This window comes from Streptomyces sp. NPDC058001, assembly GCF_042886315.1.
In the GTDB taxonomy this organism is placed as follows: Bacteria; Actinomycetota; Actinomycetes; order Streptomycetales; family Streptomycetaceae; genus Streptomyces.
Genome location: NZ_JBHVQT010000015.1, coordinates 167,587 through 187,631, shown reverse-complemented (window position 1 = coordinate 187,631; position 20,045 = coordinate 167,587). Strand labels below are relative to the sequence as shown.

Here is a 20,045-nt window from a genome sequence, read left to right as displayed (position 1 = left end):
CGTACGCGGCCATACGGTCACGGTGCCCGGCGGTCGCGCCCCCGCGCGCGTGACTACGATGGGCCAGCCGGTGGCCAGTAGGGGCCGCACGGCCCACCGACCCTCGGGAAGGCCATGCTGAACAAGTACGCGCGTGCATTTTTCACGCGTGTCCTCACACCGTTCGCCGCGTTTCTGATCCGCCGGGGGGTGAGCCCCGACACGGTGACCCTCGTCGGCACGGCCGGGGTGGTGGCGGGAGCGCTGGTCTTCTTCCCCCGGGGCGAGTTCTTCTGGGGCACCGTCGTCATCACCCTGTTCGTGTTCTCGGACCTCGTCGACGGCAACATGGCGCGCCAGCTCGGCCGCTCCAGCCGCTGGGGCGCCTTCCTGGACTCCACCCTGGACCGGGTCGCGGACAGCGCCGTCTTCGGCGGCTTCGCGCTCTGGTACGCGGGCACCGGCGACGACAACATCCTGTGCGCGGTGTCGATCTTCTGCCTGGCCAGCGGTCAGGTCGTGTCCTACACCAAGGCGCGCGGTGAGTCGATCGGGCTGCCCGTCGCCGTGAACGGTCTGGTCGAGCGGGCCGAACGGCTGGTGATCTCCCTCGTCGCGGCAGGTCTGGCGGGTCTGCACGCGTTCGGCGTCCCCGGTATCCAGGTGCTGCTGCCGATCGCCCTGTGGGCCGTCGCCGTCGGCAGCCTGGTCACGCTCGTCCAGCGCGTCGTCACCGTCCGCAGGGAGGCCGCGGAGGCCGACGCCGCGACGGCGTCGCCGAGCGGCGGGGCGTCCTCGTGAGCCGTCTCGGTGAGCAGATGACGGACCGGCTGTACGGAATCGGCTGGAGCACCGTCAAGCGACTTCCCGAGCCGGTCGCCGTACGTCTCGGCCGCAGCGTCGCCGACCTCGCCTGGAAGCGGCGCGGCAAGGGCGTGCTGCGCCTGGAGGCCAACCTCGCGCGCGTGGTGCCCGACGCGGGCCCGCAGGAGCTGGCCGCGCTGTCCAAGGCGGGGATGCGCTCGTACGTGCGCTACTGGATGGAGTCGTTCCGGCTGCCCGCGTGGAGCGACGAGCGGATCAGGACCGGTGTCGAGATCAAGGGCCTGTCACACCTGACGGACCAGCTCGCCTCCGGACGCGGTGCCCTCGTCGCGCTGCCGCACCTCGGGAACTGGGACCTCGCGGGCGCCTGGGTCACCAGGGCGCTGGACATCCCCTTCACGACCGTCGCCGAGCGCCTGAAGCCCGAGACGCTGTACGACCGGTTCGTCGCCTACCGCGAGGGACTGGGCATGGAGGTGCTGCCGCACACCGGCGGCTCCGCGTTCGGGACGCTGGCACGGCGCCTGCGCGCGGGCGGCCTGGTCTGTCTCGTCGCCGACCGTGATCTGTCCGCGTCGGGCGTCGAGGTCGACTTCTTCGGGGCGACGGCGCGGATGCCCGCGGGACCCGCGTTGCTCGCGCAGCAGACCGGCGCGGCGCTGCTGCCGGTCACCCTCTGGTTCGACGACTCACCGGTCATGCGGGGCCGGATCCATCCGCCCGTCGACGTACCCGCGTCAGGTACGCGCGCGGAGAAGACGTCTGTCATGACACAGGCGCTGGCCGATGCCTTCGCCACGGGGATCGCTGACCATCCGGAGGACTGGCACATGTTGCAGCGGCTGTGGCTCGCGGACCTCGACCCGGCGAAGGAGCCGGCCGGGGACACCGCGGAGGGGTCGGGCAAGGGGACACCGTGAAGATCGGGATCGTCTGCCCGTACTCCTGGGACGTGCCGGGCGGCGTCCAGTTCCACATCCGTGACCTGGCGGAGCATCTGATCCGCCTCGGGCACGAGGTGTCCGTCCTCGCGCCCGCGGACGACGAGACACCGCTTCCCCCGTACGTCGTCTCGGCGGGCCGGGCCGTCCCGGTGCCCTACAACGGCTCGGTGGCGCGGCTCAACTTCGGGTTCCTGTCGGCCGCGCGGGTACGGCGCTGGCTGCACGACGGGACCTTCGACGTGATCCACATCCACGAGCCGGCCGCGCCGTCGCTCGGGCTGCTGGCGTGCTGGGCGGCCCAGGGACCCATCGTGGCCACCTTCCACACCTCGAACCCGCGCTCCCGCGCGATGGTCGCCGCGTACTCCATCCTGCAAGCCGCCCTGGAGAAGATCAGCGCCCGGATCGCGGTCAGCGAGTACGCCCGCCGGACCCTTGTCGAACACCTGGGCGGGGACGCGGTGGTCATCCCCAACGGCGTCGACGTCGACTTCTTCGCCGACGCCGAGCCCCGCGAGGAGTGGCAGGGCGGCACCATCGGCTTCATCGGCCGGATCGACGAGCCCCGCAAGGGCCTGCCCGTCCTCATGAAGGCGCTGCCCCGCATCCTCGCCGAGCGGCCCGGGACCCGGCTGCTGGTCGCCGGGCGCGGGGACGAGGAGGAGGCCGTCGAGACCCTGCCGCGCGAGATGCGCGCCCGGGTGGAGTTCCTCGGCATGATCAGCGACGTGGACAAGGCGCGGCTGCTGCGCAGCGTCGATCTGTACGTGGCGCCCAACACCGGCGGCGAGAGCTTCGGGATCATCCTGGTCGAGGCGATGTCGGCGGGCGCGCCCGTACTCGCGTCCGACCTGGACGCCTTCGCGCAGGTCCTGGACCAGGGCGCCGCCGGTGAACTCTTCGCCAACGAGGACGCCGACGCCCTCGCGACCGCCGCCGTCGCCCTCCTGGACGACCCGCGGCGCCGCAAGGAACTGCGCGAACGCGGCAGCAAGCACGTCCGCCGCTTCGACTGGTCGACGGTCGGCGCGGACATCCTGTCCGTCTACGAGACGGTCACGGACGGCGCCGCCGCGGTCGCCGCGGACGAACGCACCACGGGCCTGCGGGCCCGCTTCGGCCTGGGACGGGACTGACCGTGACCACCACTCTGATCCTGATCGCGGTCGTCCTGTTCGCGATCGGGCTGTACCTGAGCTGGACCGCCGGGCGGCTCGACCGGCTGCACGCCCGGATCGACGCGGCCCGCGCCGCGCTCGACGCCCAACTGCTGCGCCGCGCCTCCGTCGCCCAGGAACTCGCCACCTCCGGCGTCCTCGACCCGGCCGCCTCGATCGTGCTGTACGAGGCGGCGCACGCGGCCCGGCAGGCCGAGGAGGAGCAACGCGAGGTCGCCGAGAGCGAGTTGAGCCAGGCGCTGCGTGCCGTCTTCGGCGAGGCCCAGCAGGTCGAGGCGGTCCGCGAGGCACCCGGCGGCGAGGCCGCGGCGGGGGAGTTGGCGCAGGCCGTCCGCCGGGTCCCGATGGCACGGCGCTTCCACAACGACTCGGTACGCGCCGCGCGGGCCCTGCGCCGGCACCGCAAGGTGCGCTGGTTCCGGCTCGCCGGACACGCGCCGTTCCCGATGGCCTTCGAGATGGACGACGAGCCGCCGGTGGCCCTCGCGGACCGCGCGGGCGCGTAGCGGGCGGACCGCGTCGGCGCGGCAGGGGGACTGTGACCTGGGCCTCACGCGCGCGTGGGGCGGGACAAAACGATCCACCGGCTGTTCATTGGCCCTTGTAGTGGACTGCCTGGCGAAGGTTTCCTCGGTCGTGCAGCAGCCCTCGTCACAGAGTGAGGTCACCCGTGTCCAGCACGCTTCCCCGTAACGACCAGCCCACCGAGACCCCCGCCACCGGCACCGCGCGCGTGAAGCGCGGTATGGCGGAACAGCTCAAGGGCGGCGTGATCATGGATGTCGTCACCCCGGAGCAGGCGAAGATCGCCGAGGACGCGGGTGCCGTCGCCGTCATGGCCCTGGAGCGGGTCCCGGCGGACATCCGCAAGGACGGCGGCGTGGCCCGTATGTCCGACCCGGACATGATCGAAGGCATCATCGAAGCGGTCTCCATCCCCGTGATGGCGAAGTCCCGCATCGGCCACTTCGTCGAGGCCCAGGTCCTCCAGTCGCTCGGCGTGGACTACATCGACGAGTCCGAGGTGCTGACCCCGGCCGACGAGGTCAACCACGCCGACAAGTGGGCGTTCACCACCCCCTTCGTCTGCGGTGCCACCAACCTCGGCGAGGCCCTGCGCCGTATCGCCGAGGGCGCGGCCATGATCCGCTCCAAGGGCGAGGCCGGCACCGGCAACGTCGTGGAGGCCGTCCGCCATCTGCGACAGATCAAGAACGAGATCGCCCGGCTGCGCGGCTACGACAACAACGAGCTGTACGCCGCCGCCAAGGACCTGCGCGCCCCCTACGAGGTGGTCAAGGAGGTCGCCGAGCTGGGCAAGCTGCCGGTGGTCCTCTTCTCCGCCGGCGGTGTCGCCACCCCGGCCGACGCCGCCCTGATGCGTCAGCTCGGCGCCGAGGGCGTCTTCGTCGGCTCCGGCATCTTCAAGTCCGGTGACCCCGCCAAGCGCGCCGCCGCGATCGTGAAGGCGACCACCTTCTACGACGACCCCAAGATCATCGCGGACGCGTCCCGCGACCTGGGCGAGGCCATGGTCGGCATCAACTGCGACACCCTCCCCGAGGCGGAGCGCTACGCCAACCGCGGCTGGTAGTCCACCCATGACCGACGCACCCGTCATCGGTGTCCTTGCCCTCCAGGGCGACGTACGGGAACACCTGATCGCCCTGGCCGCGGCCGACGCCGTGGCCAGGCAGGTCCGGCGGCCCGAGGAACTCGCCGAGGTCGACGGCCTGGTCATCCCCGGCGGCGAGTCCACCACCATCTCCAAACTGGCCGTCCTCTTCGGCCTGATGGAGCCCCTACGCGCGCGCGTGCGCGAAGGTATGCCCGTCTACGGGACCTGCGCGGGCATGATCATGCTCGCCGACAAGATCCTCGACCCGCGCTCGGGCCAGGAGACAATCGGCGGCATCGACATGATCGTCCGCCGCAACGCCTTCGGACGGCAGAACGAGTCCTTCGAGGCCGCGGTCGACGTCACCGGTGTCGCGGGCGATCCTGTGGAGGGAGTGTTCATCCGCGCCCCCTGGGTGGAGTCGGTCGGCGCCTCGGTCGAGGTGCTCGCCGAGCACGAGGGGCACATCGTGGCCGTACGCCAGGGCACCGCCCTCGCCACCTCGTTCCATCCGGAGCTGACCGGTGACCACCGCGTGCACGGCCTGTTCGTCGCCATGGTGCGCGAGAAGCGGATGCCGCGATCCTTGTAGGATCTCTCGGAGTTCGTACAGAGACGGGTTACGCGAAGGAGACAGGCAGATGTCCGGCCACTCTAAATGGGCCACGACGAAGCACAAGAAGGCCGTGATCGATGCCAAGCGCGGCAAGCTCTTCGCGAAGCTGATCAAGAACGTCGAGGTCGCCGCGCGGATGGGCGGCGTCGACCTCGAAGGCAACCCGACGCTGTACGACGCCGTGCAGAAGGCCAAGAAGCAGTCGGTCCCGAACAAGAACATCGACTCCGCGATCAAGCGCGGCGGCGGACTCGAAGCCGGCGGCGCCGACTACGAGACGATCATGTACGAGGGTTACGGCCCCAACGGGGTCGCGGTGCTCATCGAGTGCCTCACCGACAACCGCAACCGTGCCGCGTCCGACGTCCGGGTCGCGATGACCCGCAACGGCGGCTCGATGGCCGACCCGGGCTCCGTCTCGTACCTCTTCCACCGCAAGGGCGTCGTGATCGTCCCCAAGGGCGAGCTGGCCGAGGACGACGTCCTGGGCGCCGTGCTCGACGCGGGCGCCGAGGAGGTCAACGACCTGGGCGAGTCCTTCGAGGTGCTGAGCGAGGCGTCCGACCTGGTCGCCGTGCGCACCTCCCTCCAGGCCGCCGGGATCGACTACGACTCGGCCGAGGCCAACTTCGTCCCGACCATGCAGGTCGAGCTGGACGAGGACGGCGCCAAGAAGATCTTCAAGCTGATCGACGCCCTGGAGGACAGCGACGACGTGCAGAACGTCTTCGCCAACTTCGACGTCTCGGACGAGATCATGGAGAAGGTCGACGCCTGACGCGGGCTCAAGTCGCGTACCTGGACGGGCCGAAGGGGACACGCCCCCGTCGGCCCGTCCACGCGTTGTCGGTGCGAGCCGATAGCCTGCACAAACAGGTGAGCGAAGGAGGGGTGGGGATGCGCGTCCTTGGCGTGGACCCGGGTCTGACCCGGTGCGGCATCGGCGTCGTCGAGGGGGTTCCCGGCCGTCCGCTGACGATGCTCGGCGTCGGTGTGGTCCGCACCCCGTCGGACGCCGACATCGGCCCCCGCCTCGTCGCCGTCGAAGAGGGCATCGAGCGGTGGCTCGACGAGTACCGGCCCGAATACGTCGCCGTGGAGCGGGTGTTCAGCCAGCACAACGTGCGGACGGTGATGGGCACCGCCCAGGCCAGCGCCGTCGCCATGCTCTGCGCGTCCCGGCGCGGCCTGCCCGTCGCGCTGCACACCCCCAGCGAGGTCAAGGCCGCCGTCACCGGCAGCGGTCGCGCCGACAAGGCACAGGTCGGCGCCATGGTGACCCGGCTGCTGCGGCTCGACGCCCCGCCGAAACCGGCCGACGCCGCCGACGCCCTCGCCCTCGCCATCTGCCACATCTGGCGCGCCCCCACCCTCAACCGCCTCCAGCAGGCGCACGCGGCGGCCCGCAAGGCACCGACATCCGTACGGAAGGTCATCCGATGATCGCGTTCGTCAGCGGCCAGGTCACCGCGCTCGCCCCCGACGCCGCGGTGGTCGAGGTGGGCGGCATCGGCATCGCCGTCCAGTGCGCGCCGAACACGCTCTCCCGCCTGCGCATGGGACAGCCGGCGAAGCTCGCCACCTCACTCGTGGTGCGCGAGGACTCCCTCACCCTCTACGGCTTCGCGGACGACGACGAGCGGGGGACCTTCGAACTGCTCCAGACCGCCAGTGGCGTCGGCCCCCGGCTCGCCCAGGCCATGCTCGCCGTGCACAGCCCCGACGCCCTGCGCCGCGCCGTCAAGACCGCCGACGAGAAGGCCCTCACCGCCGTCCCCGGCATCGGTAAGAAGGGCGCCCAGAAACTCCTCCTGGAGCTGAAGGACCGCCTCGGCGAACCCCTCGGCACGGCCACCGGCGTCGGCGTCCCCGTCACCACCGGCTGGCGCGACCAGCTCCACGCCGCGCTCATCGGCCTCGGGTACGCGACCCGCGAGGCCGACGAAGCGGTCACCGCCGTCACCCCGCAGGCCGAGGCCAGCGACGGCACCCCCCAGGTGGGACAGCTCCTTAAGGCCGCACTCCAGACCCTCAACCGCACCCGCTGACCGGCGACCCTCAACCGAATCCGCTGAGCGCGACCCGCACCGCACCCGCTGACCGGCGACCCGCACCGATCACCGTAAGACCGCAGAACAGACCGCCCACCGACCCGCGAGGCACACCTGATGAACTGGGACGAGACGCCCGCCGACACGGACGGGACGGCCGACGCCGACCGGCTCGTCGGCTCGTCCGCCGACCGCGAGGACCAGGCCGTCGAGGCCGCGCTGCGGCCCAAGGACCTGGACGAGTTCATCGGCCAGGAGAAGGTCCGCGAACAGCTCGACCTCGTCCTGCGGGCCGCCCGCGCGCGGGGGGCCACCGCCGACCATGTCCTGCTCTCCGGCGCCCCCGGCCTCGGCAAGACCACCCTCTCGATGATCATCGCCGCCGAGATGGGCGCCCCGATCCGCATCACCAGCGGCCCGGCCATCCAGCACGCGGGCGACCTCGCCGCCATCCTGTCCTCGCTCCAGGAGGGCGAGGTCCTCTTCCTGGACGAGATCCACCGGATGTCCCGGCCCGCCGAGGAAATGCTCTACATGGCCATGGAGGACTTCCGCGTCGACGTCATCGTCGGCAAAGGCCCCGGCGCCACCGCCATCCCCCTCGAACTGCCCCCCTTCACCCTGGTCGGCGCCACCACGCGCGCGGGACTGCTGCCACCCCCGCTGCGCGACCGGTTCGGCTTCACCGCCCACATGGAGTTCTACGAGCCGGTGGAGCTGGAGCGGGTCGTCCACCGCTCCGCGAGCCTCCTCGACGTGGAGATCGACACCGAAGGCGCCGCCGAGATCGCCGGACGCTCCCGCGGCACCCCCCGTATCGCCAACCGCCTGCTACGCCGCGTGAGGGACTACGCACAGGTGAAGGCCGACGGCGACATCACCCGTGACATCGCCGGCGCCGCCCTCGCCGTGTACGAGGTGGACGCCCGCGGACTCGACCGGCTCGACCGTGGCGTCCTTCAGGCCCTGCTCAAGCTCTTCGGCGGCGGACCCGTCGGCCTGTCCACCCTCGCCGTCGCGGTGGGTGAGGAGCGTGAGACCGTCGAAGAGGTCGCCGAACCGTTCCTCGTCCGCGAGGGCCTGCTCGCCCGCACTCCCCGTGGCCGGGTCGCCACTCCCGCGGCCTGGGCCCACCTCGGCCTCACCCCACCACCCCGGGCCCCGGGCGGAAACGGACAACCGGACCTGTTCGGGGCGTGACGGCCAAGGCACTCGCCGGGTCAGGAACCCCGGTGCCATGCTGAGCGTTGTTCCATCCGTGCGGACTCGCTTAGACTCCGCCGATGCCGCCCTTGCACGACGGTGTACACAACCCCCGACCATCAGGCCGCTCAGCAGCGCGGTCGCTTGAAGGAAGTTCCGACCCGTGAGTCTCGTGACCCTCCTCCCGTTCATCGTGCTCATCGGGGCCATGTTCCTGATGACCCGGTCCGCCAAGCGCAAGCAGCAGCAGGCCGGCCAGATGCGGGACCAGATGCAGCCCGGATCCGGCGTCCGCACGATCGGTGGCATGTACGCCACCGTCAAGGAGGTCAGTGACGAAACGGTCCTCGTCGAGGCGGCCCCGGGCGTCCACCTGATCTTCGCCAAGAACGCCATCGGTGCCGTCCTGGAGGACGACGAGTACAACCGCCTCGTCCACGGCACCACCGAGGACCTCGACGTCGACGGCACCCTCGTGCCGGACGACGCCTCCTCCCTCACGGAGAGCGACGAGCACGCCGACGCTGCCGCCGACCGCGACGACGACGCGCGCATCGACTTCGACAAGAAGGACGACGCCCCCGCGGAGGCCGCCGAAGCCACCGCCGCCGAGAAGGCCACCGCCTCCGACGAGGCCGACGCGGACGAGAAGGCCGACGCGGACAAGACCGCTGACAAGCCCGTCGCCGACAAGGCGGAGCCGAAGAAGACCGACGGCGAGTCCGACGCGAAGTAGTCACGCCCGGAGACCGCGGCGCGCCCGCTCCTGCGCCGTGGTCACCGGATCGTGCGGGTTTCGCGCCGTATCTCCAGACCAGTGACCGGCCGCAGGCGCCCACCCCGCGCGAGGCGGCCGAAGAGGGAGAACGAGAAGGTGGCAGCACCCAAGAAGGGCCGGAGTGCGAGCGCTCAGAGCAGGCCGGGACGCTCACTGGTCCTGATCCTGATCGCCATGGTGGCGCTCACCGGGGGGATGTTCCTTTCGGGGCACCACACCCCGCGCCTCGGCATCGACCTCGCCGGCGGTACGAGCATCACGCTCAAGGCGAAGAACGAGCCGGGCCAGAAGAACGCGGTCAACAAGACCAACATGAACACGGCGGTCGGCATCATCGAGCGCCGTGTCAACGGCCTCGGTGTCTCCGAGGCCGAGGTGCAGACCCAGGGCACCGACAACATCATCGTGAACATCCCCAAGGGGTCGAACGAGAAGCAGGCCCGTCAGCAGGTCGGCACCACGGCCCAGCTCTACTTCCGGCCCGTTCTGACCCTCGCGGCCGGCGAGCCCGCGCCGGACCCCTCCGCCAGCCCGTCCGCCTCCTCGTCGGGCGACAAGGCCACCTCCTCCGAATCGCCGTCGGGGAAGCCGTCCGACTCCGCGTCCCCGTCGACCAGCGCCACCACCCAGGGCCGCGCCGTCACCGGCGCCCTGAAGGCCGACGCCTCGCCGACGCCCGGAGCCTCGGACAGCCCGCCCGCGACGCCGTCGAGCGACCCCGCCGCCGAAGCGGCCTCGGCCAAGCTGGAGCAGGAGTTCACCGCGCTCGACTGCACCGACGCGGCGGCCCGAGCCAAGGCCGGCGAGGGCGTCAAGCCCACCGACCCGACCGTGGCCTGCGGCAAGAACTCGCAGGGCCAGTGGCAGAAGTACATCCTCGGCCCCGCCGAGGTCGAGGGCACCGACGTCAAGGGCGCCAAGGCCGTCTTCGACACGCAGGGTGCCGCGGGCTGGAAGGTCACCATGACCTTCACGGGCAAGGGCTCGGACAAGTTCGCGAAGATCACCGGCGCGCTCGCCGCGAAGCAGTCCCCGCAGAACCAGTTCGCCATCGTCCTGGACCGCGAGGTCGTCTCCGACCCGTACGTCAACCAGGCGCTGACCGGCGGCAACGCCGAGATCTCCGGCAGCTTCGACCAGCAGTCCGCGCAGGACCTGGCCAACATGCTGTCCTACGGCGCCCTGCCCCTGTCCTTCGAGGAGCAGAGCGTCACCACCGTCACCGCGGCCCTCGGCGGCGAGCAGCTGCACGCGGGCCTCATCGCCGGTGCCATCGGCCTCGGGCTCGTCATCATCTACCTGGTGGTGTACTACCGCGGTCTTTCCCTCATCGCGATCGCCTCGCTGCTGGTCTCCGCGGCTCTGACGTACGTCCTGATGGCGCTCCTCGGCCCGACGATCGGCTTCGCGCTGAACCTCCCGGCCGTCTGCGGCGCGATCGTCGCGATCGGTATCACGGCGGACTCGTTCATCGTGTTCTTCGAACGGATCCGGGACGAGATCCGGGAGGGCCGCACCCTGCGGCCAGCCGTCGAGCGCGCCTGGCCGCGCGCGCGGCGCACCATCCTGGTCTCCGACTTCGTGTCGTTCCTCGCCGCCGCGGTGCTGTTCGTCGTCACCGTCGGCAAGGTCCAGGGCTTCGCGTTCACGCTCGGTCTGACCACGCTGCTCGACGTCGTGGTGGTCTTCCTGTTCACGAAGCCGCTGATGACGCTGCTCGCCCGCAAGAAGTTCTTCGCCAGTGGCCACCCGTGGTCCGGTCTCGACCCGAGGCGGCTCGGCGCCAAACCACCGCTGCGCCGGACCCGTACCGCCGCCCCAGCCGCCCCCGCCGACCCGAAGGAGGCGTGACATGTCGCGACTCGGCCACATGGGCGCCAGGCTCTACCGCGGCGAGGTCGGCTACGACTTCGTCGGCAAGCGCAAGATCTGGTACGCGGTCTCGATCCTCATCACCATCACGGCCATCGTCGGCCTGGCGGTGCGCGGCCTGAACATGGGCATCGAGTTCCAGGGCGGCGCCGTCTTCACCACCCCGAAGACCAGCGTCTCGGCCTCCCAGGCCGAGCACACGGCGGCATCGGCCTCCGGGCACGACGCGATCGTGCAGGAGCTGGGCACCGGCGGTCTGCGTATCCAGATCAGTGGTGTCGACCCCGCCGCGTCCGACCAGATCAAGGCCGAGCTGTCCAAGGAACTCGGCGTCAAGTCGGACGACATCAACGCCGACCTGGTCGGCCCCAGCTGGGGTGAGCAGATCGCCAACAAGGCATGGACCGGCCTCGCCGTGTTCATGGTCCTGGTGGTGATCTATCTGGCGATCGCCTTCGAGTGGCGCATGGCCATCGCGGCGCTGATCGCCCTGATCCACGACATCACCATCACGGTCGGGATCTACGCCCTGGTCGGCTTCGAGGTCACACCGGGCACGGTGATCGGTCTGCTGACCATTCTTGGATATTCGCTGTACGACACGGTGGTCGTCTTCGACTCCCTCAAGGAACAGACGAAGGACCTCACCAAACAGACCCGCTGGACCTACAGCGAGGTCGCCAACCGCTCCATCAACAGCACCCTGGTGCGGTCCATCAACACCACGGTCGTGGCGCTGCTCCCGGTCGCCGGTCTGCTGTTCATCGGCGGCGGTGTCCTGGGCGCGGGCATGCTCAACGACATCTCGCTCTCGCTGTTCGTCGGCCTCGCGGCCGGCGCGTACTCGTCGATCTTCATCGCCACACCGCTCGTCGCCGACTTCAAGGAGCGCGAGCCGCAGATGAAGGCCCTCAAGAAGCGGATCCTCGCCAAGCGCGCGGCAGCCGCCAGGGACGCCGAGAGCGCGCGGGTGCGGACGCCGCAGGACGGTGACCCGGAAGGGCCCGAGGACGCCGGTCTCGATGACGACGACGACGCGGCGCCCGCCGTGGTGGGCCCGCGCGCGCAGCGCGCTCAGCCCTCCTCGCGCGGCCGTGGTCGCGGCCGACCGTCGGGGAAGCGTCGATGACCGAGATCAGCGACCTGCTGCTCAGCCGGATCCGTGACGTCGCGGACTATCCCGAGCCGGGCGTGGTGTTCAAGGACATCACGCCGCTGCTCGCGGACCCGGCGGCGTTCACGGCGCTGACCGACGCGCTGGCCGACTTCACCGTGCGCCAGGGCGCCACGAAGATCGTGGGCCTGGAGGCCCGTGGCTTCATCCTGGGCGCCCCGGTCGCCGTCCGCGCGGGCGTCGGCTTCATCCCGGTCCGCAAGGCGGGCAAGCTCCCGGGCGCGACGCTCAGCCAGTCCTACGACCTGGAGTACGGCTCGGCGGAGATCGAGGTGCACGCCGAGGACCTGTCGGCGGGCGACCGTGTCATGGTCATCGACGACGTCCTGGCCACCGGCGGCACCGCCGAGGCGTCGCTGTCCCTGATCCGCCGTGCGGGTGCCGGGGTGGCCGGCGTCGCGGTCCTGATGGAGCTGGGCTTCCTCGGCGGCCGAGCCCGACTGGAACCGGCACTCGGGGGCGCTCCGCTGGAGGCCCTGATCACCCTCTGAGCACATCGCTCACACGCACGCGAGGCGGGTCCCGGAGGAATCCGGGACCCGCCTCCCGCGTTTCACTCGTACGAGGCCGCCAAAGCGGCCCTCAGAGGCCCTGAATCCCGCCCGAGGGGAGCGGGTGGCCCGAGGTCGATACCATGGGCTCTCCGGGGCCTGACCGGTGGACCCGGATCGCGCACGAGGAGCGCTCTTGCCAGACGAGGCCCAGCCAGTTGCCGCCAAGCCCGATCAGCAGGCAGCGGCACCCGTAACCGCCCCCGTCCAGCACGCGGAGAACGCGCAGCACGGGACGTCCGTGGAGCACACACGGAACGGCCAGGCGGTGGAACCGTCACGCCCGAAGCCGGCCGCCGAGCGCCCGTCCGCCGCGACGCCCCCGGCTCCCGAGGCCCCGTCTCCCGCCGCCGCTCCGTCTCCCGCCGCCCCGGCGCCCGCACCCACTCCCGCCACCCCGCCCGCCAAGCCCCCGGTCCGTTCCGGCGGCAGCGGCCAGGCGACGCCCCGCTCCGGCTCGTCCAACCGCGTACGGGCCCGGCTCGCCCGTCTCGGTGTGCAGCGCTCCAACCCGTACAACCCGGTCCTGGAGCCGCTGCTGCGGATAGTGCGCAGCAACGACCCGAAGATCGAGACGGCGACCCTGCGGCAGATCGAGAGCGCCTATCAGGTCGCCGAGCGCTGGCACCGCGGCCAGAAGCGCAAGAGCGGTGACCCGTACATCACGCACCCGCTCGCCGTGACCACCATCCTCGCCGAGCTGGGCATGGACCCGGCGACCCTGATGGCAGGGCTGCTGCACGACACCGTCGAGGACACCGAGTACGGCCTGGACACCCTGCGCCGCGATTTCGGTGACACCGTCGCGCTCCTCGTGGACGGCGTCACCAAGCTCGACAAGGTCAAGTTCGGCGAGGCCGCGCAGGCCGAGACCGTGCGCAAGATGGTCGTTGCCATGGCGAAGGACCCCCGCGTCCTGGTCATCAAGCTCGCCGACCGCCTGCACAACATGCGCACCATGCGCTACCTCAAGCGCGAGAAGCAGGAGAAGAAGGCCCGCGAGACCCTGGAGATCTACGCCCCGCTGGCCCACCGGCTGGGCATGAACACCATCAAGTGGGAGCTGGAGGACCTCGCCTTCGCGATCCTCTACCCGAAGATGTACGACGAGATCGTGCGGCTCGTCGCCGAGCGCGCCCCCAAGCGGGACGAATACCTGGCCATAGTGACCGACGAGGTCCAGGCCGACCTGCGTGCCGCCCGGATCAAGGCGACTGTCACCGGCCGCCCGAAGCACTACTACAGCGTCTACCAGAAGATGATCGTCCGCGGCCGTGACTTCGCGGAGATCTACGACCTGGTGGGCATCCGCGTCCTGGTCGACACCGTCCGCGACTGCTACGCGGCCCTGGGCACCGTCCACGCGCGCTGGAACCCCGTTCCGGGGCGCTTCAAGGACTACATCGCGATGCCCAAGTTCAACATGTACCAGTCGCTGCACACCACGGTGATCGGGCCCAACGGCAAGCCCGTCGAACTCCAGATCCGCACCTTCGACATGCACCGCCGCGCCGAGTACGGCATCGCCGCGCACTGGAAGTACAAGCAGGAAGCGGTCGCCGGGGCCTCCAAGGTGCGTACCGACGCGCCCCGCGGCTCGGCGGGCAAGTCCGGCAAGGACAGCGCCGCCGTCAACGACATGGCGTGGCTGCGGCAGCTCCTCGACTGGCAGAAGGAGACCGAGGACCCCTCCGAGTTCCTGGAGTCCCTGCGCTTCGACCTCTCGCGCAACGAGGTCTTCGTCTTCACCCCCAAGGGCGACGTGATAGCGCTGCCGGCCGGCGCGACGCCCGTCGACTTCGCGTACGCCGTGCACACCGAGGTGGGCCACCGCACCATAGGCGCCCGCGTCAACGGACGCCTGGTCCCCCTCGAATCGACTTTGGACAACGGCGATCTGGTGGAGGTCTTCACCTCCAAGGCACCCGGCGCCGGACCCTCACGTGACTGGCTCGGCTTCGTCAAGTCACCGCGCGCCCGCAACAAGATCCGCGCCTGGTTCTCCAAGGAGCGCCGCGACGAGGCCATCGAGCAGGGCAAGGACGCCATCGCACGGGCGATGCGCAAGCAGAACCTGCCGATCCAGCGCATCCTCACCGGCGACTCCCTGGTCACCCTGGCGCACGAGATGCGCTACCCGGACATCTCGTCCCTGTACGCGGCGATCGGCGAGGGTCATGTCGCCGCGCAGAACGTCGTACAGAAGCTCGTCCAGGCCCTCGGCGGCGAAGAGGCGGCCAACGAGGACATCGCCGAAAGCGCACCTCCCGCGCGCGGGCACGGCCGCAAGCGCCGTTCCAACGCCGACCCGGGCGTCGTCGTCAAGGGCGTCGACGACGTGTGGGTCAAGCTGGCCCGCTGCTGTACGCCGGTGCCGGGCGACCCGATCATCGGGTTCGTCACCCGGGGCAGCGGCGTCTCGGTGCACCGGGCGGACTGCGTCAACGTCGAGTCGCTGTCCAAGCAGCCCGAGCGGATCCTGGACGTCGAGTGGGCGCCGACGCAGTCGTCGGTCTTCCTGGTCGCCATCCAGGTCGAGGCGCTGGACCGCTCCCGGCTCCTGTCGGACGTCACGCGCGTCCTGTCGGACCAGCACGTCAACATCCTGTCCGCGGCCGTCCAGACGTCCCGTGACCGCGTCGCCACGTCCCGCTTCACCTTCGAGATGGGCGACCCCAAGCATCTGGGACACGTCCTGAAGGCGGTCAGGGGCGTGGAGGGCGTGTACGACGTGTACCGGGTGACGTCGGCCCGCAGGCCCTGACCCGCAGGCCCTGACCCGCACGTCGTACCCGGCCTGACGGGCGCCCGAGTCCCGTGTCATGAGGGTGGCCCCGGCGCGTATCGCGCCGGGGCCACCCTCATGAGTCTCAGGAAACCGGCGCGTCAGCCGCCGAACTCCTGGAGGCCCTTCAGCGCCTGGTCCAGCAGGGCCTGGCGGCCCTCCAGCTCCTTCTGGAGCTTGTCGGCCCTGGCGTTGTTCCCCTGGGCGCGGGCCGTCTCGATCTGCCCGCTCAGCTTGTCCACGGCGGCCTGGAGCTGACCGGTCAGACCCTCGGCACGCGCCCGTGCCTCCGGGTTCGTCCGGCGCCACTCGGTCTCCTCGGACTCCTGGAGCGCCCGCTCCACGGCGTGCATCCGGCCCTCGACCTTCGGGCGGGAGTCGCGCGGCACATGACCGATCGCCTCCCACCGCTCGTTGATCGAACGGAACGCGGCACGCGCCGCCTTGAGATCGGAGACCGGGACGAGCTTCTCGGCCTCCTCGGCCAGCTCCTCCTTGAGCTTCAGATTCTCCGACTGCTCGGCGTCACGCTCCGCGAACACCGAGCTGCGGGCCGCGAAGAACACGTCCTGGGCGCCGCGGAAGCGGTTCCACAGATCGTCCTCGTGCTCCCGCTGCGCGCGCCCGGCGGCCTTCCAGTCCGACATCAGCTCGCGATAGCGCGCCGCCGTCGGACCCCAGTCCGTCGATCCGGAGAGCGCCTCGGCCTCGGCGACCAGCTTCTCCTTGGCCTTCCGGGCGTCCTCGCGCTGCGCGTCCAGCGACGCGAAGTGCGCCTTGCGCCGCTTCGAGAACGCCGAGCGCGCGTGCGAGAACCGGTGCCACAGCTCGTCGTCCGACTTGCGGTCCAGGCGCGGCAGCCCCTTCCAGGTGTCCACCAGGGACCGCAGCCGCTCACCGGCCGCCCGCCACTGCTCGCTCTGGGCCAGCTCCTCGGCCTCGACGACCAGGGCGTCCTTCGCGTGCCGTGCCTCGTCGGACTGCTTAGCCTTCTGCGCCTTGCGCTCCTCGCGGCGCGCCTCGACCGACTCCACGAGCTTGTCGAGGCGGGCCCGCAGCGCCGCGAGGTCACCCACGGCGTGGTGCTCGTCGACCTGCTGACGCAGATGGTCGATCGCCGTCTGGGCGTCCTTGGCGGACAGATCGGTGGTCTTCACCCGACGTTCGAGGAGGCCGATCTCCACGACCAGGCCCTCGTACTTGCGCTCGAAGTAGGCCAGTGCCTCGTCGGGAGAACCGGCCTGCCAGGAACCGACGACCTGCTCGCCGTCGGCCGTACGCACGTACACGGTCCCCGTCTCGTCGACGCGGCCCCACGGGTCGCTGCTCACAGCGCCTCCTCCACATGATGCCCGCGGGGACCTCCGCGGCCCCCGGGCATCGTCCACAGTTTCGTCACGGCCAATCTAGGCGACCGGCGGGGCGGCTGTCCGCATCCCGCGCGACCGAAATTGAGCGGTGACCGGTCAGGATTTCGTGACGGTCGCCTTGTCGATGACCACCGTCGCGTTCGGGCCACCGTCGCCCTGGCCGGTGTTCTCACCGGCGTCCGCGATCTTCTTCAGGACCTTCATACCCGAATCGGAAATGGTCCCGAACGGTGTGTAGTCGGGCGGGAGCTGACTGTCCTGGTAGACGAGGAAGAACTGGCTGCCACCGGTGTCGCGGCCCTCCTTCGTCTGGCCGTTGTACTGGTTGGCCATCGCGACCGTGCCCGCCGGGTACACATTGCCCTTCAGACGCGAGTCCTTCAGGTTCTCGTCGGGAATCGTGTAGCCGGGCCCGCCCATGCCGCTGCCCTCGGGGTCACCGCACTGGAGCACGAAGATGCCCGCCGTGGTGAGCCGGTGGCACTTCGTGTGGTCCAAGTACCCCTTGCCGAGCAGGAAGTCGAACGAGTTCACCGTCCGGGGCGCGTCCTTCGCGTTCAGCGCGATGTCGATGTCACCGCACGTCGTCCCCAGCTTCATCGTGTACGAGGCCGACTTGTCGACGGTGAGCGCCGGCTCCTTCTTGTAGCTGAGCTTCTTCACCTCGCCCGGTGCCGCCTTCTCGCACGGGTCCGGAGCTTTGGTCGTCGGACTCGCGCTGGGCTCGGAGCCCGCGGTGTCCTTCTTCTTGTCGGCGTCGAACGCTCCCGCGGCATACGAAGCCGCACCGCCCGCGACGACCACGGCCAGGGCCGCTCCGATCACCGCGTTACGGGTGTGCGCCCTGCGTCGCGCGCCCTCGCGCCGCTGCTGCTGCCGCAAGAACTTCTCCCGGGCGAGCTGCCGCCGCCGCTGATCCTGGCTGACCACCGGGTTGTCTCCTCGTACGTCTCGAAAGCCTGACCGCCTGCTGGTGTCCCGTACCGTATATGGGTTCGCTGTGTAATCGGCAGCGCCGGTAGGCTCTGATCCGCCGCACCCTCTCCGAGAACCGAAGGACGATCGTGCTCATTGCCGGGTTTCCCGCCGGGGCCTGGGGCACCAACTGCTATCTGGTCGCCCCCGCCGCAGGCGAGGAGTGCGTGATCATCGACCCGGGCCATCAGGCCGCCCAGGGAGTCGAGGACGCACTCGCCAAACATCGGCTCAAGCCCGTCGCCGTCCTCCTCACCCATGGCCATATCGACCATGTCGCCTCGGTCGTCCCGGTCTGCGGAGCGCATGACGTCCCGGCCTGGATCCACCCCAGGGACCGGTTCATGATGAGCGATCCCGAGAAGGCACTCGGCCGCTCCATCGGGATGCCGCTGATGGGCGAGCTGACCGTGGGGGAGCCCGACGACGTGCGGGAGCTGTCCGACGGCGCCGCGCTGAAGCTCGCGGGCCTCGACTTCTCCGTCGCGCACGCGCCCGGCCATACCAAGGGGTCGGTGACCTTCCGGATGCCCGAGTCCACGGACGTGCCGTCCGTCTTCTTCTCGGGCGACCTGCTGTTCGCCGGCTCCATCGGACGCACCGACCTCCCCGGTGGTGACATGGACGAGATGGTCGCGTCGCTGGCCCGTGTGTGCCTGCCGCTCGACGACTCGACCGTGGTGCTGCCCGGTCACAACGACCACACGACCATCGGCCGTGAGCGCGCCGCCAACCCGTATCTGCGGCAGGTGGCGGCCGGCCAGGGAGCCGGCGACCCGGCTCCTCGACGAGGAATGTGACGAGACCTTCCGTGAGCACCTTCAAGGCCCCCAAGGGCACGTACGACCTGATCCCGCCGCAGAGCGCCGCCTTCCTCGCGGTCCGCGACGCCATCGCGGCGCCCCTGCGGAACTCGGGATACGGCTACATCGAGACACCCGGCTTCGAGAACGTCGAACTGTTCGCGCGCGGTGTCGGTGAGTCCACCGACATCGTGACCAAGGAGATGTACACCCTCACCACCAAGGGCGGCGACGAACTCGCGCTGCGCCCCGAGGGCACCGCGTCCGTCCTGCGCGCGGCACTGGAGGCCAACCTCCACAAGATCGGCAACCTGCCCGTCAAGCTCTGGTACTCGGGCTCCTACTACCGGTACGAGCGCCCGCAGAAGGGCCGTTACCGCCACTTCTCGCAGGTCGGTGCCGAGGCGATCGGTGCCGAGGACCCCGCACTCGACGCCGAGCTGATCATCCTGGCGGACCAGGCGTACCGCTCGCTTGGCCTCAGGAACTTCCGCATCCTGCTGAACTCGCTCGGCGACCAGGAGTGCCGCCCGGTCTACCGCGCCGCGCTCCAGGAGTTCCTGCGCGGACTCGACCTGGACGAGGACACCCGGCGCCGGATCGAGATCAACCCGCTGCGGGTCCTGGACGACAAGCGCGACGACGTCCAGAAGCAGCTCGTGGGCGTACCGCTCCTTCGGGACTATTTGTGCGACGCGTGCCGCGCCTACCACGACGAGGTCCGCGCGCTCATCACGGCCGCCGGTGTCGCGTACGAGGACGATCCGCGGCTGGTCCGCGGGCTCGACTACTACACGCGCACGACGTTCGAGTTCGTCCACGACGGACTGGGCGCCCAGTCCGCGGTGGGCGGCGGCGGGCGGTACGACGGTCTGTCCGAGATGATCGGCGGCCCCTCGCTGCCGTCCGTCGGCTGGGCGCTCGGCGTGGACCGCACGGTCCTCGCCCTGGAGGCCGAGGGCATCACGCTCGAACTCCCCGCCGCGACCAGCGTGTTCGCGGTACCGCTCGGGGAGGAGGCCCGCCGGGTCCTGTTCGCCACGGTGACGGAGCTGCGCCGGGCCGGGGTCGCCGCCGACTTCTCGTACGGGGGCCGCGGGCTGAAGTCGGCGATGAAGAGCGCCAACCGCAGCGGCGCGCGGTACACCGTCGTGGCCGGTGAGCGGGATCTCGCCGAGGGCGTCGTCCAGCTCAAGGACATGGAGTCCGGGGAGCAGGAAGCGGTCGCGCTGGACGCGGTCGTGGACAAGCTGCGCTCACTGCTTGCCTGAACGGCGTTTTCTGCGAGAGCTGGGCGGCGCGTGCCGCCCGGCCCTTCGCGTA

The 20,045-nt window shown here is 70.5% G+C and carries 18 protein-coding genes and 1 pseudogene; 17 read left to right on the top strand and 2 right to left on the bottom strand.

Annotated elements, in window-relative coordinates; translation table 11 throughout:
* The first annotated feature begins 58 nt into the window (after window positions 1-58).
* From pgsA to ACFVT5_RS33930, 15 genes and pseudogenes are all read left to right on the top strand, one after another.
* A pseudogene (gene pgsA, locus ACFVT5_RS34000) lies at window positions 59-780 on the top strand (phosphatidylinositol phosphate synthase).
* The gene (locus ACFVT5_RS33995; RefSeq protein WP_389896070.1) at window positions 777-1,724 is read left to right on the top strand and encodes a phosphatidylinositol mannoside acyltransferase; all 948 of its coding nucleotides are present in this window, start codon (window positions 777-779) and stop codon (window positions 1,722-1,724) included. Before pgsA ends, ACFVT5_RS33995 begins: the two are co-directional and overlap by 4 nt.
* Entirely contained in the window at window positions 1,721-2,884 is a 1,164-nt protein-coding gene (locus ACFVT5_RS33990; protein WP_389896067.1) for a glycosyltransferase family 4 protein, read from the top strand. Before ACFVT5_RS33995 ends, ACFVT5_RS33990 begins: the two co-directional genes overlap by 4 nt.
* 2 nt (window positions 2,885-2,886) lie before the next feature.
* Window positions 2,887-3,432, top strand: coding sequence for a hypothetical protein (locus ACFVT5_RS33985; RefSeq protein ID WP_389896065.1), 546 nt, complete (start codon window positions 2,887-2,889; stop codon window positions 3,430-3,432).
* A gap of 164 nt (window positions 3,433-3,596) precedes the next feature.
* Window positions 3,597-4,520 carry a pyridoxal 5'-phosphate synthase lyase subunit PdxS gene (gene pdxS, locus ACFVT5_RS33980; RefSeq protein WP_389896062.1) on the top strand — a complete coding sequence of 308 codons (924 nt, stop codon included), beginning with the start codon at window positions 3,597-3,599 and terminating at the stop codon, window positions 4,518-4,520.
* Between the two features lie 7 nt (window positions 4,521-4,527).
* Entirely contained in the window at window positions 4,528-5,136 is a 609-nt protein-coding gene (pdxT, locus tag ACFVT5_RS33975; RefSeq protein ID WP_389896059.1) for a pyridoxal 5'-phosphate synthase glutaminase subunit PdxT, read from the top strand.
* A 49-nt stretch (window positions 5,137-5,185) separates the two neighbouring features.
* Window positions 5,186-5,938, top strand: a complete 753-nt coding sequence (locus ACFVT5_RS33970; RefSeq protein WP_389896057.1) for a YebC/PmpR family DNA-binding transcriptional regulator — start codon at window positions 5,186-5,188, stop codon at window positions 5,936-5,938.
* Between the two features lie 119 nt (window positions 5,939-6,057).
* Window positions 6,058-6,603 carry a crossover junction endodeoxyribonuclease RuvC gene (ruvC, locus tag ACFVT5_RS33965; protein WP_389896054.1) on the top strand — a complete coding sequence of 182 codons (546 nt, stop codon included), beginning with the start codon at window positions 6,058-6,060 and terminating at the stop codon, window positions 6,601-6,603.
* Complete coding sequence (gene ruvA / locus ACFVT5_RS33960; protein ID WP_389896051.1) at window positions 6,600-7,208, top strand: Holliday junction branch migration protein RuvA; 609 nt, start codon at window positions 6,600-6,602, stop codon at window positions 7,206-7,208. Before ruvC ends, ruvA begins: the two co-directional genes overlap by 4 nt.
* Window positions 7,209-7,328: 120 nt before the next feature.
* Entirely contained in the window at window positions 7,329-8,411 is a 1,083-nt protein-coding gene (ruvB, locus tag ACFVT5_RS33955; RefSeq protein ID WP_389896048.1) for a Holliday junction branch migration DNA helicase RuvB, read from the top strand.
* Between the two features lie 166 nt (window positions 8,412-8,577).
* Complete coding sequence (yajC, locus tag ACFVT5_RS33950) at window positions 8,578-9,150, top strand: preprotein translocase subunit YajC (RefSeq protein WP_389896045.1); 573 nt, start codon at window positions 8,578-8,580, stop codon at window positions 9,148-9,150.
* 138 nt (window positions 9,151-9,288) lie between these two features.
* Window positions 9,289-11,043 (top strand): protein translocase subunit SecD, encoded by a 1,755-nt coding sequence (secD, locus tag ACFVT5_RS33945; RefSeq protein ID WP_389896042.1) that lies wholly within the window; start codon window positions 9,289-9,291, stop codon window positions 11,041-11,043.
* A gap of 1 nt (window position 11,044) precedes the next feature.
* Window positions 11,045-12,193 (top strand): protein translocase subunit SecF, encoded by a 1,149-nt coding sequence (secF, locus tag ACFVT5_RS33940; protein WP_389896039.1) that lies wholly within the window; start codon window positions 11,045-11,047, stop codon window positions 12,191-12,193.
* The gene (locus ACFVT5_RS33935; protein ID WP_389896036.1) at window positions 12,190-12,729 is read left to right on the top strand and encodes an adenine phosphoribosyltransferase; all 540 of its coding nucleotides are present in this window, start codon (window positions 12,190-12,192) and stop codon (window positions 12,727-12,729) included. The genes secF and ACFVT5_RS33935 overlap by 4 nt, the downstream gene beginning before the upstream one ends.
* A gap of 196 nt (window positions 12,730-12,925) precedes the next feature.
* Window positions 12,926-15,553, top strand: coding sequence for a RelA/SpoT family protein (locus tag ACFVT5_RS33930; RefSeq protein ID WP_389896034.1), 2,628 nt, complete (start codon window positions 12,926-12,928; stop codon window positions 15,551-15,553).
* Between the two features lie 122 nt (window positions 15,554-15,675).
* Here the strand turns inward: ACFVT5_RS33930 and ACFVT5_RS33925 are convergent, their stop codons facing one another.
* Together ACFVT5_RS33925 and ACFVT5_RS33920 are read right to left on the bottom strand one after the other, a co-directional pair.
* Window positions 15,676-16,905, bottom strand: a complete 1,230-nt coding sequence (locus tag ACFVT5_RS33925) for a DUF349 domain-containing protein (protein ID WP_389896032.1) — start codon at window positions 16,903-16,905, stop codon at window positions 15,676-15,678.
* Between the two features lie 135 nt (window positions 16,906-17,040).
* Window positions 17,041-17,874, bottom strand: a complete 834-nt coding sequence (locus tag ACFVT5_RS33920; protein ID WP_389896029.1) for a peptidylprolyl isomerase — start codon at window positions 17,872-17,874, stop codon at window positions 17,041-17,043.
* Between the two features lie 134 nt (window positions 17,875-18,008).
* On the opposite strand from ACFVT5_RS33920, the gene ACFVT5_RS33915 reads away from it, so the two are divergent.
* Both ACFVT5_RS33915 and hisS read left to right on the top strand, forming a co-directional pair.
* On the top strand, window positions 18,009-18,719 hold the full coding sequence (locus ACFVT5_RS33915) for an MBL fold metallo-hydrolase (RefSeq protein WP_389896028.1): 711 nt from the start codon (window positions 18,009-18,011) through the stop codon (window positions 18,717-18,719).
* Window positions 18,720-18,730: 11 nt separating this feature from the next.
* On the top strand, window positions 18,731-19,993 hold the full coding sequence (gene hisS / locus ACFVT5_RS33910; RefSeq protein ID WP_389896025.1) for a histidine--tRNA ligase: 1,263 nt from the start codon (window positions 18,731-18,733) through the stop codon (window positions 19,991-19,993).
* The last annotated feature ends 52 nt before the right edge of the window (window positions 19,994-20,045 follow it).

What these genes read in the sequence shown, in the direction of transcription:
- ACFVT5_RS33935 (WP_389896036.1), top strand. Translation starts at nt 12,190, where the DNA reads ATGACCGAGATCAGCGACCTGCTGCTCAGCCGGATCCGTGACGTCGCG.
- secF (WP_389896039.1), top strand. Translation starts at nt 11,045, where the DNA reads ATGTCGCGACTCGGCCACATGGGCGCCAGGCTCTACCGCGGCGAGGTC.
- ruvC (WP_389896054.1), top strand. Translation starts at nt 6,058, where the DNA reads ATGCGCGTCCTTGGCGTGGACCCGGGTCTGACCCGGTGCGGCATCGGC.
- ACFVT5_RS33970 (WP_389896057.1), top strand. Translation starts at nt 5,186, where the DNA reads ATGTCCGGCCACTCTAAATGGGCCACGACGAAGCACAAGAAGGCCGTG.
- ruvA (WP_389896051.1), top strand. Translation starts at nt 6,600, where the DNA reads ATGATCGCGTTCGTCAGCGGCCAGGTCACCGCGCTCGCCCCCGACGCC.
- ruvB (WP_389896048.1), top strand. Translation starts at nt 7,329, where the DNA reads ATGAACTGGGACGAGACGCCCGCCGACACGGACGGGACGGCCGACGCC.
- pdxT (WP_389896059.1), top strand. Translation starts at nt 4,528, where the DNA reads ATGACCGACGCACCCGTCATCGGTGTCCTTGCCCTCCAGGGCGACGTA.